Source organism: Adlercreutzia sp. (assembly GCF_056795635.1).
Genome location: NZ_JBQIIT010000005.1, coordinates 174,673 through 193,286 on the forward strand (window position 1 = coordinate 174,673; position 18,614 = coordinate 193,286).

General features: G+C 70.5%; 15 protein-coding genes. 14 read left to right on the forward strand and 1 reads right to left on the reverse strand.

What is annotated here, in order from left to right; all coding sequences use genetic code 11:
* Window positions 1-3 precede the first annotated feature (3 nt).
* Window positions 4-444, reverse strand: a complete 441-nt coding sequence (locus ACTOXK_RS04940) for a PadR family transcriptional regulator (RefSeq protein WP_482278135.1) — start codon at window positions 442-444, stop codon at window positions 4-6.
* Between the two features lie 488 nt (window positions 445-932).
* Between ACTOXK_RS04940 and ACTOXK_RS04945 the strand changes: the two genes are divergently transcribed.
* The 14 genes from ACTOXK_RS04945 to ACTOXK_RS05010 all read left to right on the forward strand — a co-directional run bounded on the left by ACTOXK_RS04945 (window position 933) and on the right by ACTOXK_RS05010 (window position 18,428).
* Entirely contained in the window at window positions 933-3,824 is a 2,892-nt protein-coding gene (locus tag ACTOXK_RS04945) for a molybdopterin-dependent oxidoreductase (RefSeq protein ID WP_482278136.1), read from the forward strand.
* Between the two features lie 5 nt (window positions 3,825-3,829).
* The gene (locus ACTOXK_RS04950; RefSeq protein ID WP_482278137.1) at window positions 3,830-4,411 is read left to right on the forward strand and encodes a 4Fe-4S dicluster domain-containing protein; all 582 of its coding nucleotides are present in this window, start codon (window positions 3,830-3,832) and stop codon (window positions 4,409-4,411) included.
* Entirely contained in the window at window positions 4,408-5,388 is a 981-nt protein-coding gene (nrfD, locus tag ACTOXK_RS04955; RefSeq protein ID WP_482278138.1) for an NrfD/PsrC family molybdoenzyme membrane anchor subunit, read from the forward strand. Before ACTOXK_RS04950 ends, nrfD begins: the two co-directional genes overlap by 4 nt.
* A 127-nt stretch (window positions 5,389-5,515) precedes the next feature.
* A complete protein-coding gene (locus ACTOXK_RS04960) occupies window positions 5,516-6,451 on the forward strand; it encodes a heterodisulfide reductase-related iron-sulfur binding cluster (RefSeq protein WP_482278139.1) in 936 nt (311 codons plus the stop codon).
* The gene (locus ACTOXK_RS04965; RefSeq protein ID WP_482278140.1) at window positions 6,451-8,718 is read left to right on the forward strand and encodes a molybdopterin-containing oxidoreductase family protein; all 2,268 of its coding nucleotides are present in this window, start codon (window positions 6,451-6,453) and stop codon (window positions 8,716-8,718) included. Before ACTOXK_RS04960 ends, ACTOXK_RS04965 begins: the two co-directional genes overlap by 1 nt.
* 12 nt (window positions 8,719-8,730) lie before the next feature.
* Window positions 8,731-9,615, forward strand: a complete 885-nt coding sequence (locus tag ACTOXK_RS04970; RefSeq protein WP_482278141.1) for a TIGR04282 family arsenosugar biosynthesis glycosyltransferase — start codon at window positions 8,731-8,733, stop codon at window positions 9,613-9,615.
* A 151-nt stretch (window positions 9,616-9,766) separates the two neighbouring features.
* Complete coding sequence (locus ACTOXK_RS04975; RefSeq protein ID WP_482279520.1) at window positions 9,767-11,089, forward strand: radical SAM protein; 1,323 nt, start codon at window positions 9,767-9,769, stop codon at window positions 11,087-11,089.
* Window position 11,090: 1 nt separating this feature from the next.
* Window positions 11,091-12,125 (forward strand): DUF169 domain-containing protein, encoded by a 1,035-nt coding sequence (locus tag ACTOXK_RS04980; RefSeq protein ID WP_482279863.1) that lies wholly within the window; start codon window positions 11,091-11,093, stop codon window positions 12,123-12,125.
* Between the two features lie 33 nt (window positions 12,126-12,158).
* On the forward strand, window positions 12,159-12,623 hold the full coding sequence (locus ACTOXK_RS04985; RefSeq protein WP_482278144.1) for a GNAT family N-acetyltransferase: 465 nt from the start codon (window positions 12,159-12,161) through the stop codon (window positions 12,621-12,623).
* Window positions 12,624-12,637: 14 nt separating this feature from the next.
* Window positions 12,638-14,002, forward strand: coding sequence for a heterodisulfide reductase-related iron-sulfur binding cluster (locus ACTOXK_RS04990; RefSeq protein WP_482278145.1), 1,365 nt, complete (start codon window positions 12,638-12,640; stop codon window positions 14,000-14,002).
* A gap of 142 nt (window positions 14,003-14,144) precedes the next feature.
* Window positions 14,145-15,467: an ABC transporter substrate-binding protein gene (locus ACTOXK_RS04995; RefSeq protein WP_482278146.1), complete on the forward strand. Its 1,323-nt coding sequence runs from the start codon at window positions 14,145-14,147 to the stop codon at window positions 15,465-15,467.
* 83 nt (window positions 15,468-15,550) lie between these two features.
* Window positions 15,551-16,438 (forward strand): ABC transporter permease, encoded by an 888-nt coding sequence (locus tag ACTOXK_RS05000; protein WP_482278147.1) that lies wholly within the window; start codon window positions 15,551-15,553, stop codon window positions 16,436-16,438.
* Window positions 16,435-17,259 (forward strand): ABC transporter permease, encoded by an 825-nt coding sequence (locus ACTOXK_RS05005; RefSeq protein WP_482278148.1) that lies wholly within the window; start codon window positions 16,435-16,437, stop codon window positions 17,257-17,259. Before ACTOXK_RS05000 ends, ACTOXK_RS05005 begins: the two co-directional genes overlap by 4 nt.
* A 5-nt stretch (window positions 17,260-17,264) precedes the next feature.
* Complete coding sequence (locus tag ACTOXK_RS05010; protein WP_482279864.1) at window positions 17,265-18,428, forward strand: ABC transporter ATP-binding protein; 1,164 nt, start codon at window positions 17,265-17,267, stop codon at window positions 18,426-18,428.
* Window positions 18,429-18,614 lie beyond the last annotated feature (186 nt).

The following is an 18,614-nucleotide window of genomic DNA, read 5'->3' on the forward strand; positions in this document are numbered from 1 at the left end:
GGGCTATTCCGTGTGGCCGAGGCAGACGGGCTGGGCCGGCACCGGAATGCCGAGGGCGCCGGCGGCCTCCTTGCGCAGTTCCTGGATGGTGGCCGTGTAGCAGGCCAGGGCGTCGATCCAGCGGCGCAGTGCCGAACGTCCCTCATCGGTGAGGGAGAACAGCCGCTTGGCCGCACCCGAGGAGGGGGTGTCCCAGGCGGAGGTGACGAAGCCGGCCTCCTCCATCTTCTTCAGGGTGCGGTAGATGCCGGCCGGATCGGGTTTCTTGCCGCCGAACATAGGGGAGGCGGCCGCCCGCTGCACGATGACGTAGCCGTGCAGCGGCTCTTCGGAGCGGGCGAGCACGGCCAGAATGGTGGGCTGGGACATGCGGGAGAGGGACTTGCCCAACTCGGCGCATTGCTTCAGATCGTCATCGGACTTCGGGTTGCACGCATGCCACATGAGGTGCCTTTCGACGGAGTGGAATAATCTAGTAGATACAATAATAGATCAAGTCAATCATTTCGTCGGGGAGACATTTTCTCCGTGCAGTATTGACTGGGGATGGCGATCGGTGCCCCCGGAGGAAAGGGGGCGGGGCTCGCGGGCGGTCGATCTGATTCCGCGCGATGGCGGCTGGGGCGGGAGGAGATGCTCTGGCCGCCGGCGCGCCATCGTGGTGACGGCCTGTCGATAGGACTCGCCATGGTCGGCCCAACCTGGCGCATTCGTTGTCCGCCGTAGTAAAAAGTTTCAACAGGCACCTGCACATAGTTGATTGCATCTAATATAGATAGCACCTACTATTAGTTCTAGGCATCGGATGTCCGAAACTCCAACGGCGCCCCCTTTCGGGCAGCCGCGGTCAGCGCTCGGATCGAGGCCTGTTCGCGGGCCGACCGTCGCGCCGGCCCCATCCCGTGACGGATGAGAGAAGAGGAGAGTTATCGATGGGGAACGAGATTGACATCCACGCCCCCGGCGTCGAGATGCGCAAGTCGCTGTGCTATTTCTGCCATGCGAACTGCGGCGTCCTCGCCTACGTGAAGGACGGGGAGGTGATCAAGATCGAGGGCGACCCGAACTACGCCAATCAGGGCGGCCTGTGCTGCCGCGGCAACAGCGCCCTTCTGCATCTGAACCACCCGGCCCGCATCAACCACGCCCTCAAGCGCGTGGGGGAGAAGGGCGAGGGAAAATGGGAGAAGATTCCCTACGACCAGGCCATCGCCGAGGTGGCCGAGCGCCTGAACCAGATCAAGGCGGAGTCCGGCGCTGAGGCCGTGGCCACGGCCGGCGGCACCACCCGCACCGACGACTGGGCGCGTCGCCGCTTCATGAACCAGTTCGGCAGCCCCAACGGGTTCCATAACGCGCTGTTGTGCTGGATTCCCACCTTCATGGCCGAGACCTGCGTGGCCGGCTGGTCCCCCTTCGAGACCGACCTGGGCAAGGCCAAGGTCGTCATGCTGTGGGGCATGAACCCGGGCGCGTCGTCGCTGGGGGCCATGCGCGGCTACACCGACCTGCAGAAGGCCGGCATGAAGATCATCGTGGTGGACCCGCGCTTCTCCGAGACCGCCTCCAAGGCCGACCTGTGGCTGCCCCTGCGCCCCGGCTCCGATTCCGCCCTGGCTCTGGCCATGCTGCGCACCATCATCTGGGAGGGCCTCTACGACTTCGCCTTCGTGCGCGACTGGTGCCAGGACTTCGATGCCCTGCGCGAGCACGTGCGCGACTACACGCCGGAATGGGCCGCGCCGCTGACGTGGCTGACCCCCGACCAGATTCGCACGGCGGCCCGCATGTACGCCACCAACACCCCCGGCTGCATCCAGTGGGGCTGCACCTGGGACCAGCTCGGCACGGCTTCCACCACCACGAGCCTCACCCTCGCCCTCATGCGCGCCGTCTGCGGCAACCTGGACGTGCCCGGCGGCGACGGCATGCCGGGCCCGGCGCTGAACTTCCTCACCGACGAGGAGATGGAGGCCAACGAGTGCCTGCCCGAGGAGCAGAAGGCCAAGCAGATCGGCTCCGACAAGTTCAAGCTGACGAGCTGGCCCGGCTACACCCTCATCTCCGACAACGCGCGGCGCACCTGGGGCAAGACGCTGCCGGCCGAGTGGTTCTGCGAGGCCCACGGCCCGAGCGTGTTCAAGGCCATCATCACCGGCGACCCCTACCCGGTGCGCGCCCTCATCGTGAACGCCACCAACCCGGTGAACTCCTACGGCGACGCGAAAATGACCCTGGAGGCCCTGAAGCGCTGCGAGTTCCTCGTGACCGTAGAGTACTGGATGACGCCGACGGCGCTTCTGTCCGACTACGTGTTCCCGGCCGCCGGCGCCCTGGAGCGCCCCACCATCGTGACCCACTACGGCGCCACCGACTCCTTCCTCGGCGGCAAGCGGGCCATCCAGCCCCTCTACGACCGCCACACCGACATGGTGTTCTGGCGCAAGCTGGGCCTGGCCTGCGGCCAGCCGGAGAAGATGTGGCCCTGGGAGACCGAGGAGGAGGCCTACTACCATATCCTTGAGCCCCTGGGCCTTCCCATCGGCTGCTACGAGGACTTCGTGGACAACTTCCGCATGTACTACCCGCCGCTGCACCAGAACAAGTTCGTGGCCAACGGTGGCTTCTGGACCCCCTCGGGCAAGGTGGAGTGCGACTCCACCATCCTGCGCGAGCTGGGGTACCCCGGCATGCCCACCTACATGGGCTGTTCCGAGAACGAAGTGGACGACCCCGAGGTGGCCGAGCGGTATCCCATCGTGCTCACCACGGGCGGCGGCTTCATGCCCTACCACCACTCCGAGCACTTCCAGATGCCGGCCATCCGCTACCTGTACCCCGACCCCTACTACACGCTGAATCCGGAGCTCGCGGAGAAGCTCGGGATCGCCGAGGGCGACTGGTGCTGGATCGAGACGCGCCGCGGCCGCATCAAGATGCGGGCCAACGTGAGCCCCGAGATTCACCCGCGCGTGGTGTACGTGCCCCGCGGCTGGTGGTTCCCCGAGCGCGACGGCTCGGCCGACCTGTCCAACCCCTTCGGCTGCCTGGAGTCGAACACCAACGTGCTCACCTCGGTGGACGTGGAGGACTGCGACCCCATGGGCGGCAGCTGGGCCAACCGCGGCCTGCTCTGCCGGGTGTACCGCTGCACCGAGCTCGACCACGAGTACAAGGCCGCCGACGCCCAGTGGTCCATCCCCGGCTCGGCCGCCGAGCCCGGCGTCACCGTCATGCCGAGCGACCAGAAGATGGCCCGGCCCCACGCTCCCTTCGAGGCCCCGGCCTGCGAGGAGGCCCCCGAGGGCTTCTACCGGGTGTGGCAGAACGGCCAGCTGTACCAGGAGGGCACCCATTTCCGCCTGGACGAGTCCGGCTGGCTCGTGAACCCGCGCACCAAGGGCTACCACGACGCCTATACCGGCTGGCGCTACGACCCCGACAGCGAGCTGCTCGTGGATGACGAGACGGGCACGTGCTACACCATGGACCGCGAGGAGGTCGTCTTCCGCGGCGGCGTGCGCTGCTATCCCGGCCCCGCGGCCCCCTACGAGGTGCCCGAGCAGCTGACGTGGAACGCCGAGGGCGGCTTCGCGCAGCTGGCCGATCGGCCCTACGTGTACGACCCGGCCTCCGGCTGGCTCGTGGACCCCGAGACCGGCGCCTACCACGACGCCTACTACGGCTGGCTCTACGACGGGGCCACGGGCAACCTGGTGGACGAGGCCACCGGCGCGCGCTACGACATGGAGTACAACCCGATCGTCGCCGAGGAGGCCGCGGCCGCCCAGGCCGGCGCCGCCAGCGACGAGGAAGGAGCCTAAGCGCTATGACCCGCTATGTCATGGTCGTCGACCAGAGCCGCTGCATCGGGTGCCAGTCGTGCACCGTCGCCTGCCGCACCTGGAACGACCTTCCCCTGGACATCATCTACAACCCCGTGGTCTCCGAGGGCACGAAGGGCACCTTCCCCGAGGTGTACCGCACCTGGACCCCCACCCAGTGCATGCACTGCGCCAACCCCGAGTGCGTACCGTGCTGCCCCACCGGCGCGAGCCAGCAGGACGACGACGGCACCGTGTGGGTGGACTACGCGAAGTGCATGGGCTGCAAGGTGTGCGTGAACGCCTGCCCCTACGGCATGAGGGACGTGTCCCACGTGGTGCCCCGCTTCGATCAGTACGTCCGCAAGTGCACGTTCTGCCGCGACCGCCGCGCCGCCGACCCCGCCGCCGAGCCCTACTGCGTGGCCACCTGCCATCAGCGAGCCCGCGTCTTCGGCGACATCGACGACCCGAACAGCGAGGTGTCGAAGCTCATCAACACCACCCACACCGAGCGCCTGTTCACCGAGCTGGGCACCGACCCGCAGATCTACTACATTCCTGAGATGGGAGGCGGTGCGCGATGAAGCATCACTACTGGGAAGCGCCCATTGTCATCTACCTGTTCCTCGGCGGCCTGGGCGGCGGCATCTTCTTCCTCGCCTCGGTCTTCGACCTCATCGTGGCCCCCGGCGCCGGCCCGCTGTTCTTCGCACCGGTCTTCTTCGCCCTGGCCGCCCTGGCCCTCGGCTGCTTCTTCCTCGTGTTCGAATTGGGGCAGCCCCCGGTGTTCTGGCGCGTGTTCACCACTAAGACCGCCATCATCAAGTGGGGCGCGGTGCTCCTAACGGTGGCCATGATCTGCGGCTTCGTGTGGTGGGCGAGCTACCTGCCCCTGCTGGGCTGGCAGTGGGCGGCCGGCCTGGCCGGCCTGCTGGCTCCCGTCCGCTCCCTCATGATCGGCCTGGCCGGCGTGGCGGGCTTCGGCATCATGGTCTACACCGGCGTCATGCTGTCCACCCTGAAGGCCCATGCGTTCTGGGCCACCCCGGCGCTGCCGGTGCTGTTCACCGTGTCGGCCCTCTCCACGGCCTGCGCCGCCATCGCCCTGTCCCTGGGCGGGGCGGTGGACGCCGCCGGGCTCGGCTTGCTCGTGGAGGAGCTCATCCGCGAGATCGTGCACGAGGTGGACATCGTGCTCGTCATCGCCGAGATCGTGGTGCTGCTCGTCATGGTCCTGAGCTTCTACGGCGCCGGCAACGTGACGGCGCAGAAGGTGGCTGCCCGCTGGGTGCGCGGCCGCACGGCGCCGCTGTTCTGGGGCGGCATGGTGGGCGGCGGCCTGCTGCTGCCCCTGGCGCTCTACCTCGCCGGGGCCGGCACCGCCGCCTCGGAGGTGGTCGCCCCCATCCTCGTGCTCTGCGGCGGTCTGCTGCTGCGCTACCTGTGCGTGTACTCCGACGAGCGCGCCCCCATTCCGGGGGAGGAGCGCTACTACGAGCGCCTGAAGAGCAGCGATACCCGCTTCATGACCGCGTGGAAGCAGGGGGAGAACAAGTACTAGGAAGCCGTCGGGCCCTCGGGCCCGCGGGTGCCGGCCGCGCGGGGAGGGCGCGGTCGGCGCGGGGACGCGCGAGGGGTCATCTCTCGCGCGTCCCCTGGTTGAGCCGTGAGAAGAGAGGAGGTCTGCCGTGGACGAGCTGTACTTCGACGATGCCCTGACGGGGCACCGGATCGCCCTGCGGGCAGACGGCGCGGGGGCCCGGGTCTGCGGAAGGGGAGCGGGCGCCGGAAAGCCCCGGGCGATCTTCTTCCCCGGCTGCTCGCTGCTCACCTACGCCCCGGCCCTGGCGGCGGTGCTCGGCGACTACCTGGCCGAGACCGGCATCGCCGAGGGCGTCTCGCTGCTGTGCTGCGGGAAGATACTCGACTTCGAGGAGGGTGGCACAGCCCGTCGGGCCGCTGCCGACGGGCGCCTGCGGGCGGCCGTTGCCGCCGCCGGGGTGGAGCGCATCGTCGCGGCCTGCCCCAACTGCGCCGCGGCCCTGACTGCCGCCCTGGCCGGCGGGGACGGCCCCGTCGCCGAGGTGGTGCCGCTGCCCGCGGCCCTGGCACAGGCCGGCTGCGCCATCGACCCGGCCGCGGCCGCCGCGGTGCTGGCGGCCAAGGGGGTAGCGCAGGGGCGCCCCTGCCGCCTGTGGGTGCACGACTCGTGTCCCGACCGGGGCGCCTACGGCTTCGGCCGGGGCGTGCGCGCCCTCCTGCCGCCGGCGATGCTCATCGACGAGAACCGCGCCCCGGCCTCCCGCTGTTGCGGCTCGACGGCCCGGGCCGCCGGCCGCTTCGACGCCGCCCTCTCCCAAGGGGCCCGGCGGGCCGAGGTGGCCGCCTCCTTCGGTGCCGACGGCTTGCTGTGCGCCTGCATGAGCTGCGCCCCCTCCCTGGCTCTGGCCCAGGACGGGCTGCCCGTCGTCCACTACCTGGAGCTCTTGTGCGAATATCCCCTGGATTGGCGCGCCGTCGCCCGGCCCCTGGCTGTCCGTTTCCTGCTGGAAGACGGCGACGGCCCGGCGGCGGGGGAGGGGCGCTCCTTCATCGCCCTTGGGCCCCGAGGGGAGCAACTCTGATGGGGGCGACGGTGGAAGTGCCCTCGAACTGCCAGTTCTGCGGCTACGACTGCGCTCTGCTGTGCACCGTGGCCGATGGTCGCGTCACGGCTGTGCGCCCCGACCCGGCCCGCTACCCCTATGGGGCGGCGGTCATGGCCTCCTGCCCCCGCTGGCCCCTGAACATCGCCGCCTTGGACGCCCCCGACCGGGTGAACTACCCCCTGCGCCGCGTGGGAGAGCGGGGAAGCGGGCGCTGGGAGCGCGTGGGCTGGGACGAGGCGCTGGACGACATCGCCTCCCGCCTGGCCGAGCTGGCCGCCGAGAGCGGCCCGGAAACGGTTGCGAGCGCCATCGGAGGGCCCCATGCGTCGTTTTGGCCCCTGCATCGCTTCATGAACCTCTTCGGATCCCCCAACAACATGGGCATCGGCCAGATCTGCTGGAATCCCCGCATCTGGATGGACCTCGTCACCTTCGGCTGGACCGTGGAGCCCGACATCGTGATCGGGCTGACCGGCTGCCTCGTGTTGTGGGGGACGAACCCGGCCCAGTCGGACAACTCGGCCTTCTGGCAGCATATCCGCGCCTACGCCGCCGGCGAGGGGGCGCTCGTGGTGGTGGACCCGCGGCGCACCGAGGCGGCCGAGATCGCCGATGTGTGGCTGCCCGTGCGCCCCGGCACCGACGGGGTGCTGGCCTTGGGGCTGCTGAACGTCATCATCGCCGAGAACCTGATCGACGAGTCCTTCGTAGAGCGCTGGTGCCACGGCTTCGCCGAGCTGCGCGCCGCGGCGGCCCCCTTCGCGCCGGCGGCCGTGGCCGTGACGTGCGGTGTGGACGCCGAGGACATCCGCCGCGCCGCGCGGCTGTTCGCGGCCGGCCCCTCGGCGCTCGTGTCGGGCCGCGGCATCGATCAGACGGGCGAGGCCGTCGCCCCGACCCACCGGGCCCTGTGCTGTCTGCGGGCCATCACCGGAAACGTCGATCGGCCCGGTGCCTGCGTCCTGGCCGAGGCCCCGGACTTCGTCACCGAGATGGCCATGGAGATGAGCGACGCGATGCCCGACGCCTGCCGTCGGGCGCCCCTGGGGGCGCATCGCACGCCGTTGCAGAGCTATGCCGGCTACGACGCAGTGCGCGCCCTCACCGAGCGGCTCGGCCGCACGCCGCCCTTGCGCTATCTCGCATCGGCCCATCCCGACCTGGTGCTCCGCGCCATGGAGCACGGCCGGCCCTACCCGGTGCGCGCCCTTATCGTGCAGGCCACCAACCCGCTTATCACCTACGGGGACGCCCCCCGCGTGCGCCGGGCCCTCGAGGCGCTCGATATGCTCGTGGTGCTAGAGTACCGGCTCACGCCGACGGCCATGCTCGCCGACTACGTGCTGCCTGTGGCCGGCGCCCTGGAGCGCCCAGTGCTCCAGGTGCACGGCGGCGTGGCCAATGCCGCCTACGGGGGGCCCGCGGCCGTGGCGCCCTATTACGAGCGTCGCACCGATTACGAGGTATTCCGCGCCCTGGGCCTGCGGCTCGGCCAGGACGGGGCGTGGCCGCACGCGACGCTGGAGGAGGCCTTCGCCGCCCAGCTGGCGCCCGCGGGCCTTACCTGGGAGGCGTTCTGCGAGGCGGGCACCTACTGGCCCGCGCCCGCGTTCGGCAAGCACGAGCGGCGCGACGGTGCCGGCAACCCGGCCGGCTTCGCCACGACGACGGGCAAGATCGAGCTGGCCAGCGAGCTGCTGCCGCGCTTCGGCGGCCCGCGCCTGCCCGGTCCCGCCATCGGCGGCCCGAAGGCGCCGGCGCGGTCCCTCACCCTCATCACCGGGGCGCGCCGCCAGCCCTACAACGCCTCCATGTACTTCGAGCACGGGCGCCTGCGCCGGGCGCATCCCGCGCCGCAGGCCACGGTGAGCCCGCGTTGCGCGGAGCGGCTGGGGCTGTGCGTCGGCGACGGCGTGGAGGTTGCGACCGATGCCGGGACGGCCCGCTTCGTGCTGGCCGTGGCGCCCATGCGCGACGATGTGGTGAGCGTCGATTACGGCTGGTGGCATCCCGAGTGGGGCGCCGACGAGCGGCTCGGCGGGGCCTTCGAGTCCAATGCCAACAACCTGACCCGCTGCGAGATCGGCGAGCCCCTGATCGGCAGCTGGTCCTACAACGCCATCCCCTGCGACCTGCGCCGCAGCGACGAGGCCCTCACCTGGCCGGCGGGGCGCGCTTCGGGCGCCGATGGCGAGGTCCCCGCTCCTTCCCCTGTTGAATGTGGCGATGACGCCATCTCGTAGAAAGGAACTCCCATGGCGACGAAAAAGCACGCGGTGCTCATTTTCAGCAAGCCCCCCATTCCCGGTTTCGTGAAGACGCGCCTGACGCGCTCCCGCGGCGGCATTCTCACCGACGAGCAGGCCGCCGAGTTCTTCCGCCGCAGCCTGTACGACGTGAGCGAGCTGTGCATGCACGCCCTGCTGGAGCTACAGGCGGAAAACGATGCCCTCGCGGCGGCCGACCCTGCGGCCGATCGCATCACCTACGACTTCTACGTGTCCACCACCCCGGCCGAGAACGTGGAGGTAATGCGCGAGACCTTCGACGCCATCGGGCCCTGGCCCATGGAGGTGCACTACCTCGCCGACGCCGGCGCCACCTTCGACGACCACTTCGACGACGCCTTCTCCCAGCTGTTCGCCTTGGGCTACGAGTCGGTGGTCTCGGTGGGCGGCGATATCCCCACCATGCCCAAGGACCACATTATCCAGGCGTTCCAGTGGCTCGACTACTTCAATGCCCTCGGCACGCCGGGCTTTGTGCAGGCGCCCTGCCAGGAGTGCGGCACCTCGCTCGTGGGCTGGAGCGCCGCCACGCCCCTGGACAACCAGGGGGTCTACTACAACACCGGCGGCAAGGCGGCCCTGGACGCCTATGTGGAGAAGCTGCGGGCCAGCGGTGCCCCTTCGGCCTACCTGGCCCCCGTGGCCGACATCGACGAGGGCACCGATCTGGCCCATGCCATCTCGTGCCTGCGGGCCATCGAGGAGGCGGCCCCGCACCAGGGGCTGTTCGTGCCGCGTCGGGTGCTCGACTGGATCGACTTCATGAACTTCCGCGTGACCACGCCTCCCAACGAGAACCACGACCCCCGGCAGTACATTGATTCCGTTCGTCCTGACGGACAAACGGACTAGCCGACGCTGCGGTTCCGACCGGCGCCTGCCCTTGCCATTCAGTGCTTTCCCTTGCAGTCGAAGGCTGCTCGGCCGCGCTTCAAGGCGATGCCAGGCGCCGGTCGGAACCTCGCTGACTTTGTAGGGAAAGTGAGGTGAAGAGAGGATGATAATGGAGATGACACTGATCGAGGAGACCGAGGCGCTGTGCCCGGTGTGCCTGGCGCCGCTGCCGGCGACGGTATCGGCCGACGGGGAAGGCGCGGTGTGGATGGAGCGCACCTGTCCCGAGCACGGGGCCACGCGCACGCGCATCTGGCCCGACGCCGACCACTACCGCTGGCTCCAGTCGCGGGCCCTTCCCAAAACGCCGCCGGCCGCGCCCCGGCCCTGCGCGGGCCCCTGTCCGACGGGCTGCGGCACCTGCGCCCGCCACGAGCGGCGGGGCACCCTGCTGGAAATCGAGGTCACCCGCGCCTGCAACCTGCACTGCCCGGTGTGCTTCATGAGCGCCGAGGATCCCACGGGGGATCCGACCCTGGAGGAGATCGACGCCATGTACGGGGTCATCGCCGAGGCCGTGGGCACCGACGGGGCCGTGCAGCTCACCGGCGGCGAGCCCACCTGCCGCGCCGATCTGCCCGAGATCATCCGCCTCGGCCGCGAGCGCGGCTTCTGGGGCATCGAGGTGAACACCAACGGGCTCGTCATCGCGGGCCGTGCGGGCTACGTGGAATCGCTCGTGGAGGCGGGGCTCACGGGCGTGTACCTGTCCTTCGACGGCCTGACGGGGGACGTGTACGCGGCTACCTGCGGCCGGGACATCCTCGACGTGAAGCTACGGGCCATCGAGCGCTGCCGGGCGGCGGGCATCCAGGTGGTGCTCTCGGTGGCGGTGCTCGCCGGCGTCAACGACGGCCAGCTCGGCGACCTGCTGCGCTTCGCCCTGGAGAACGCCGACGTGGTGGCGGGGCTCGCCCTACAGCCGGTCTTCACCTCGGGCCGCTTCGAGGCCGACCGCGCGAACGCGCTCACGGCCGGCGACGTCATCTTCAAGATGGCCGAGCAGTCCGCCGGTCTCATCGAGCCGCGGGACTTCTGGCCGCTCGGTTGCTCGAACCCCCTGTGCGACACGGGGCTGTTCCTCGTGCGCGACCGCCGCGAGCCGGCCGAGCGCTACCACGAGAGCGGCTTCTACCCGGCCTCGCGGGTGCTGGCCTGGGACGAGTACCGCGCCGGCTTCTCGCCGGACAGCCCCCAGGGCTCGGTCATTCCCGATATCCTGGCGGCCCGGGGCGTGCCGGTGGCCGACGGGCTGTCCGTCATCGTCATGAACTACATGGACGCCAACACCATGGACCTCGCGCGCCTGCGGGAGTGCTCCATGATGGTGACGGTGCCCGACGGGCGGGCCATCCCGTTCTGCTCGTACCACCTGACCGATGGCGCGGGGCGCCGCGTGTACGCCCCCTGGTGCAAGGAGGAGCTGAGATAAGATGAGCGAGAAGATCGCCCTCATTGAGGGGGCCCAGGAAGTGATGGAGGCGGCCCGTTTCGCCGACACGAGCGCCGTGAGCCACCGCGTGCGCTTCGATGCGGCCCTGTGCACTGGCTGCGGGCTGTGCGCCGCCTTCTGCCCCATGGAGGTCATCGCCGTGGAGGACGGCGCCCCGGTGGCCGTGGCCGAGGAGGCCTGCTGGGGCTGCGAGACCTGCTCGGGCCAGCGCCCGACCCATGCCATCCGCATCGAGGCCGCGCCCGGAGCGGCCGAGGTTGCCGCTGAAGAGCCCGCAGAGCCCTTGGACGAGGTGGTGCGCGAGCAGTACCGGGCCTGGGCGGACACCCTCACCGAGGTGCTCGGACTGCGCTGGCATCCCGTGGCCGTCTCCCTCATCGGGGCCGACGAGCCCCTGCCCGCGGTGCCCCAGCCCGAGGAACGGCTGCGCTTCTGCCAGGCCCTCATGGCGGCCCGCCGCGGCCGCGCCCTCATGATGCCCGTGAACCGCCACGCCTGTCCCGACGGCACCTCCATCCTGGGCCTCTCGCCCATTCCGGCCAAGCTGGCCTCCGGCGAGCTCTACATCCTGTTCCACAAGCTCGATTCCGTGGAGGCGGCCCAGCGCATGGTGGCCGAGCGGCCGAGCCTGCCGCCCCGCTCGGTGCGGGCCACGGTCACCTGCCCCTTGGACGACGCCCGTTGCGAGGCCCAGGTCGTGGCCGTCATCGGGACGCCCGAGCAGATGATGTGGCTGTCCATGGCCACGTCCTACTACACCGGCCACCGTCACGACTTCCACGCCTCGGGGTACAATGCCCAGTGCGTCGAGACCACGCTCATCCCGCTCACCTCCGGCGAGATCAACATCTCCTTCGGCTGCTACGGCTGCCGCGCCTCGTCGGACGTGGACGACAGCCTCATGATGATGGGCATTCCCGTCGCCCTCATGGACGACGTGGTGCGGGGCCTGCGCGAATTGGGGAAGCGGGCCATCCCGCAGTCCCGGGACAAGGTGTACCTGCCGCCGTTCTAGGCGGTGGGCCTGCGACGAGAGAGGAGGGCCGCCATGGCCGCATCGCTGTTCTCCCTGCGCCCGGCGCGGAAGGAGGATCTGCCCTACCTGAGCGGCTACGCGGCCGCCGAGGGCATGGACGCCCTGCCCGGTGCGGAGGGGGTCACCGTGGCCGTCAACGATGACGACGTGCCCGTGGGGTTTCTCCGCGTGGTGCGGGAGGAGGGGTGGCCGGCCCACGTGAGCCCTGTGGTGACCTGCGCCCCTTGGCGCGGTTTCGGGGTGGGGCGGGCCCTGGTGGAAGAGGCCCTGGCCCGCACCGGCGAGCTGCGCCTCGTGGCCCGCGGGTCGAGTGTGCCCTTCTACCGGGCGCTCGGCTTCGGGGAGCTTCCCTGGGACGCCATCGCCCCTACGGTGGCCGCCGACTGCGACGGCTGCGACCTGCGCGGGGAATGCGGCCCGGTTCCCCTGGGGAAGGTGCACGACGGGACGGACGGCCCCGGGCCGGCCGTCGGTTGAGAGAGGACGCGACCATGACCTGGCAGAACGCTGTTGAGACCCTGGAGGGGGCCGCAAGCGCCTGCATCCAGTGCGGCGCGTGCATCCCGCGCTGCGAGGTGCTGGAGAGCGCCGAGGGGGCGGGCTGCGCGCGGTCGGTGGGCGAGATCGCCCGGCTGTTCGCCGACGCGGCCGCCGCCCCCACCGAGGAGGCGGCCCGGGCGGCCGTGGCCGCCCTCGCCGAGGGCCGCCCCGCGCTCGTCTTCGCCGTGCGCCGCTGCTGCATGGACGCGCTGTGCACCGCCCCGTGCCCGACGGCCGTGGACGCTCGCCCCGTCTTCGCGGCCCTGCGGGCGCTCCTCCACGATGCTGGCGTCACCACCATGGACGGCTTCACCATGACCCAGGTCGATCGGGAGTGGCACATCTTTTCGGCCTATCGGGCCGTGCACGGCATCTGGTACAACGACCTGCCGTCATTGGACACCGCCCGGGAGCAGGGCTGCGACACCCTATTCTTCCCCGGGTGCACCCTGGCGAGCTACGCCCCCGCGCTGACCCGCGAGGTGCTCCGGTGGCTGCAAGACCAGGGCATGGCCGCGGCCCTGTGCGCCGAGTGCTGCGGGAGCCCCCTGCGCAGCGGCGGCCTGGCCGACCGGGCGGACGCCCACCGCGCCCGGCTCGTGGCCCGGGCCGTGGAGGCGGGCATCCGTCGCGTGGTGCTCGTCTGCCCCGGCTGCCGCGACGAGTGGGAGGCCGTTCCCGGCGCCGAGGCGCTCGAGCTGGTGGCGCTTCCGCGGCTTCTGGCCGAGGGCGGCGCGCGTCCGCGCCCGGAGAAGATCGCCGCAGCCTTCGGCCGCGCGGCGGGGGAGGGCGCGGAAGAGGCGCCCGCGGCAAGCCCCGCCGGTCCGCTCCCGTTCCCGTCGGACGGAGCGGCGGGGGAGGGGAGGGGTGCGCCCGTGCTCGCGCTCATGGACTCCTGCCACGACCGCGACGGGCGCTTCGGCGGCCCGCTGCGGCGCCTCTTCGCCGACTGTCCCATGGTGGAGCTCGCCCACCACGGCGCCGAGGCAGCCTGCTGCGGGGCTGCCGGAGCCGTGTCGCTCGTGGACGGGCCCCTCTGCGAGCGGCGGGCCCTGCGCATGCTCAGGGACGAGCCCCGGGCGGCCGGGGCCGATCTCGTGGTGGCCAACTGTCCCACCTGCGCCTACACCTTCGCCTCCACGGCGCGCGCCCTCAAGGGCGCGCCGGCATCCGGGGGAGGCGACGGCCTTCCCGCCTCTTGCCAGTACCTGGAGCTGCTCTTCGAGGCCTCCTTCGACTGGCCGGCCACCTTCGCCCAGCTGGAGGCCATGTGGACCGGCGAGTACGGCCCCTGGCTCATCCAAGAGCTCCTGTAGCGCCCGCTTCCCGATACCGCTCGGATTCGCAACGGCCCGACCCCTTGACGGCCCCCAGTTTTTCCCTAGAATAGGTCTATCTCTACTATTAGACTAAATCAAATAGTAGAGATAGACACAAGAAAGCGGAACGGGAGGAACCATGGAAAACAAATGCGAGAAGGGGCTCGCCCGGGTGCAGGCGGTGCCGGTGACGCGGCGGCGCTTCGTGGGGGTGGCGGCCTCGGCGGCGGCCCTCATGATGCTCGGCGGATCGCTGGCCGGCTGCGCGGGCGGCGGCGCGCCGAGCGGCGACGGGGTCCCGGCGCCGGGCACCGATGAGGTGGACTACGCCGACTGGGACGCAGTGCTCGAGGCGGCCCAGGGCCAGACCGTCTCCTGGTACGGCTGGGGCGGCGACGAGGCCCGCAACACCTGGATCAACACGGTGCTCGCCCCGGCCCTCAAGGAGAAGTACGACATCACCCTCGATCTGGTGGGCATGGACATCAACGACATCCTCACCCAGCTCTCCGGCGAGATGCAGGCCGGCGTGACCGACGGCACCATCGACTTCATCTGGATCAACGGCGAGAACTTCTACTCCTGCAAGGAGAACGGCTACCTGTGGGGCCCCTTCACGGAGTTCCTCCCGAACTTCAATGACTACATCGACGGGAACAGCTCCGAGGTGCTCTACGACTTCGGCGCCCCCACCGAGGGCTACGAGTGCCCCTACGGCAAGGCCCAGATGCAGATGTGGTACGACAGCGCGAAGGTGACCGATCCGCCGACCACCATGGAGGCGTTCAAGGCCTTCTGCGAGGCCCATGCCGGCCAGGTCACCTATCCCGAGCCGGGCGACTTCACCGGCACGGCCTTCATCTCCTGCCTCATCGCCGGTGTCATCGGCAAGGAGGCGTTCGAGCAGCTGAACGCCATGGACGACCCCACTGAGGAGAGCGTGCGGGCCATCGTGCAGCCGGGTCTGGACTACCTGAAGTCCCTGAACCCCTACCTGTGGAAAGAGGGGGCCACCTTCCCCGCGGACTCGGCCACCATGGCCGCCATGTACGCCGACGGCGAGCTGGTGATGAACATGGGCTACGGCGCCCCGCAGGACCTCGTGAACACCGGTCAGCTGCCCGAGACCACCCGCTCGTTCATCTTCGACACGGGCACCGTGGGCAACTCGAACTTCATGGCCATCGCCGCCAACGCGCCCCACAAGGCCGCGGCCCTCGTGGCCATCAACGAGGTGGTCTCGCCGGCGATGCAGCTGTCCATCTACGAGGAGCTCGGGAACATCTCGGTGCTCGCCATGGACAAGCTTCCCGAAGCGGATCGCGCGGCCTTCGCCGATGTGCCCCTGGGATCCACCCAGATTCCCCTGGACGAGCTGCTGTCCCACCGCATCGCCGAGGCCGCCGGCCCGGTCATCCCCCTGCTGGAGAAGCTCTGGCTCGCCGAGGTGGCCGGGGCCTAGCAAGGTTCCCGCGGCGGGGCGTCCCGGGCGGGCGCTCCGTTGCGGGAATCGCACGGGTTCGGAGAGGAAGGAGGAGGCGGTCCATGGCGCACGATGCTCTCGCACTGCGGCGCGCGCGGCGCGCCCTCGCGCCCTATCTGCTGCTGGCCCCGGCTCTCGTGCTGGTGGCGGTGTTCCTGTTCGGCGTGGTCAACGGCCTGCTGCAGGGCTTCGGCATCATGCCGTTTCTGGGGATGACCACCTTCACCCTCGACTACTGGGCCCAGGTGCTCACCCGGCCCGATCTGGTCGAGTCCGTGGGTTTCAGCCTCTACCTCGCCCTGGTCTCCTCCCTTATGGCGCTGCTCGGCGGCATCGGACTTGCCGCGGCCCTCGTTGCCGTGCGCCAGACGCGCCTCGCCGCCCTCATCGACGTGCAGATTCCCCTCATGTGCGCCCATATCCTCGTGGTGCTGTTCATGGTGTCCCTGTTCGCCGGATCGGGCCTGGTGCCCCGAATCCTCTCGGGGCTGGGCCTGGTGCAGGGCCCCGCCGACTTCCCCTCCATCGTCGGCGCCCCCTCCGGCTGGGGCATCATCGCCGTGTACGTGTGGAAGGAGGTACCGTTCGTGGCCTTCTGCACGGTGACGCTCATGGACCACGTGTCCGACCGCTTCGGCGAGGCGGCCGCCACGGCGGGGGCGAGCCCGGTGCGGGCGTTTCTCTCGGTGACGCTGCCCTTGTGCCGGGGCGCCCTCGCGAAGGCGTTCCTCGTGGTGTTCGCCTTCGCCTTCGGCGCCTACGAGGTGCCCTTCCTCTTGGGGCCCACCCTGCCCAAGGCCCTGCCCGTGCTGGCCTACCTGGAGTTCCAGAACCCCGACATTCTGAACCGCTGCGTGGCCATGGCCCTGAACGGCGTGATGGCCGTGGTGACGAGCGCGGCCGCCATCGGGTACTTCGCCGTGCTCAAGCGGGAGGGGAGGGCCCGATGAGCGCGCGGCGCCGAGGCGGGGCGCGCTGGGCCGCCCGGGCCTTGGTGGCCCTGCAGGGGCTGTGCGTGCTGGCCCCCCTGGCGGTGGTGGTTCTCTGGTCGGTGACGGCCTCGTGGCCCTGGCCGGCCCTGCTGCCCGAGAGCTGGTCGGCCCGGGGCATCGAGGAGCTGTTCGGCCCGGGCCGGGACACCGGCTCGGTGCTCGCCGGCTCCATCGCCCTGGCCCTGGCCTGCGCCCTTCTCACCACGGTCGTGGCCACCTTGGCCGCCCGGGCGCTCTCCCGCTATCGGTTCCGGGGCCGGGAGGCGGTCCGCTTCGCGGTGCTGCTGCCCTTCCTCATTCCCTCCACGGTGTTCGCCATGGGGGTGCAGGTGGCCTTCCTCCGGGCGGGGCTCGCGGGAACGGCCGCGGGGGTCGTGCTCGCCCATGCCATCGTGGCGCTGCCCTATGCGGCCCTCATCATGATGGATGCCCTGGACGCAGTGGGTACTCGGCTTGAGGAGCAGGCGCGGCTGTGCGGCGCGGGGGCCGTGCGCACCTGGATTCACGTGACGGTTCCCCTGCTGCTGCCGGCCATGCTCTCGGCGGCCTCCATGGCCTACATCATGTCGTTTTCCCAGTACTTCATCACCCTGCTCATCGGGGCGGGGAAGGTGAAGACGCTCGCCTTGGTGATGTTCCCGTACCTGTCGAGCGGCGACCGAACCATCGCGAGCGCCTACGGCGTGGTGTTCCTGGGCGCCACGCTTCTGGTGTTCTTCCTGTTCGAGGTGCTGCTGCGCAAGCGGACGGCCCAAGAGATCGATTACTTCGAGGGGTGAGTGCAGTGAAGGTGGAAGTGCGCGATCTGACCCTGGCCCTGGGCGAGCGCAAGCGCGACCGGCGCGCGGTGCTGCGGGAGGTGTCGTTCTCGGTGCCGGACGGCGCCTTCGTCTCGCTGCTCGGCGAATCGGGGGCGGGGAAGTCCACGGTGCTCAAGGTGATCGCCGGCATCCTGTTGCAGGATAGCGGCGCGGTGCTCTTCGACGGCCGCTGCGTGGACGGCCTGCCTCCCCATAGGCGCGATCTGGGCTTCGTGTTCCAGGATGTGCGGCTGTTTCCCCACATGACCGTCGCGGAGAACGTGGCCTATCCGCTGCGCATGCGCGGTGTGGGGCGCCGCGAGCGCACGGCGCGGGCCGCCGAGCTGCTCGAGCGGGTGCAGCTTCCCGGTTTCGGGCCGCGCGAGCCCCGCACGCTCTCCGGCGGCCAGGCCCAGCGCGTGGCCCTGGCCCGGGCCCTGGCGGCGCGCCCCGCGGCCCTGCTCATGGACGAGCCCTTCTCGGGCCTCGACGAGAGCCTGCGCGACGATATGCGCTCGCTCGTGCTGCGGCTGCAGCGGGAGGAGGGCTGCACGACCCTCATGGTCACCCACGACGCGAGCGAGGCCCTCATGATGTCCGATAGGGTGGTTGCCCTGGATGGGGGCGCCGTGGCCCAGGCCGCTCCTCCCGAAGAGCTGTTCGCCCGTCCGGCCACGGCGAAGATCGCGGCCTGCTTCGGCGACTGCTCGGTGCTCGAAGGGCAGGTGCGGCAGGGAATCTTCCACTTGGCCGAGGTGCGCCTGCCGGCACCGGGCGTGCCCGACGGCGCGGCGCGGGCCGTAGTGCGCCACGGCCGCTGCGCGGCGGCCGAGGACGCCCGTCGGGCCGTTGCGGGCGGGGCTGCGGCCGTCGGGATCGGTTCGGTCGATGCGGCGGGGGAGTGTCAGGCCGGACCGGGGGCGATACCGCCCGCGCTTGCCGGCGAGGGCGCCCCGCTGGGTGCGGATGCCCTCGTGGCCGCGGGCAAGGCCATGGTGCGCTGCAACGTGTACGCGGGGGCGACCTACCTCGCCCGGCTCGACTGCGCGGGCCAGACGCTCACGGTGCCGGTGCCCGCGCCGCTCACCCCCGGCGAGACGGTGCCCGTGGCCGTGGCCCCGGACGGCTGCTTCGTATTCCCCGCCTAACGCCGCCGGTCGTTCGGGCCACGGCCCGGGCTCTTGCCGCCGATCGCTCGGGGCACTTGCTTTGTTCTGGTCGCAGGCCCCCGTAGGGCAAGGGCCATGCCCTTGCCGCTCAACCGCGGATCGCCCTGGGGCTTCTCAACAACAAAAAGCCGGGAGCGTGACGCTCCCGGCTTTCGTGCTTCAGAC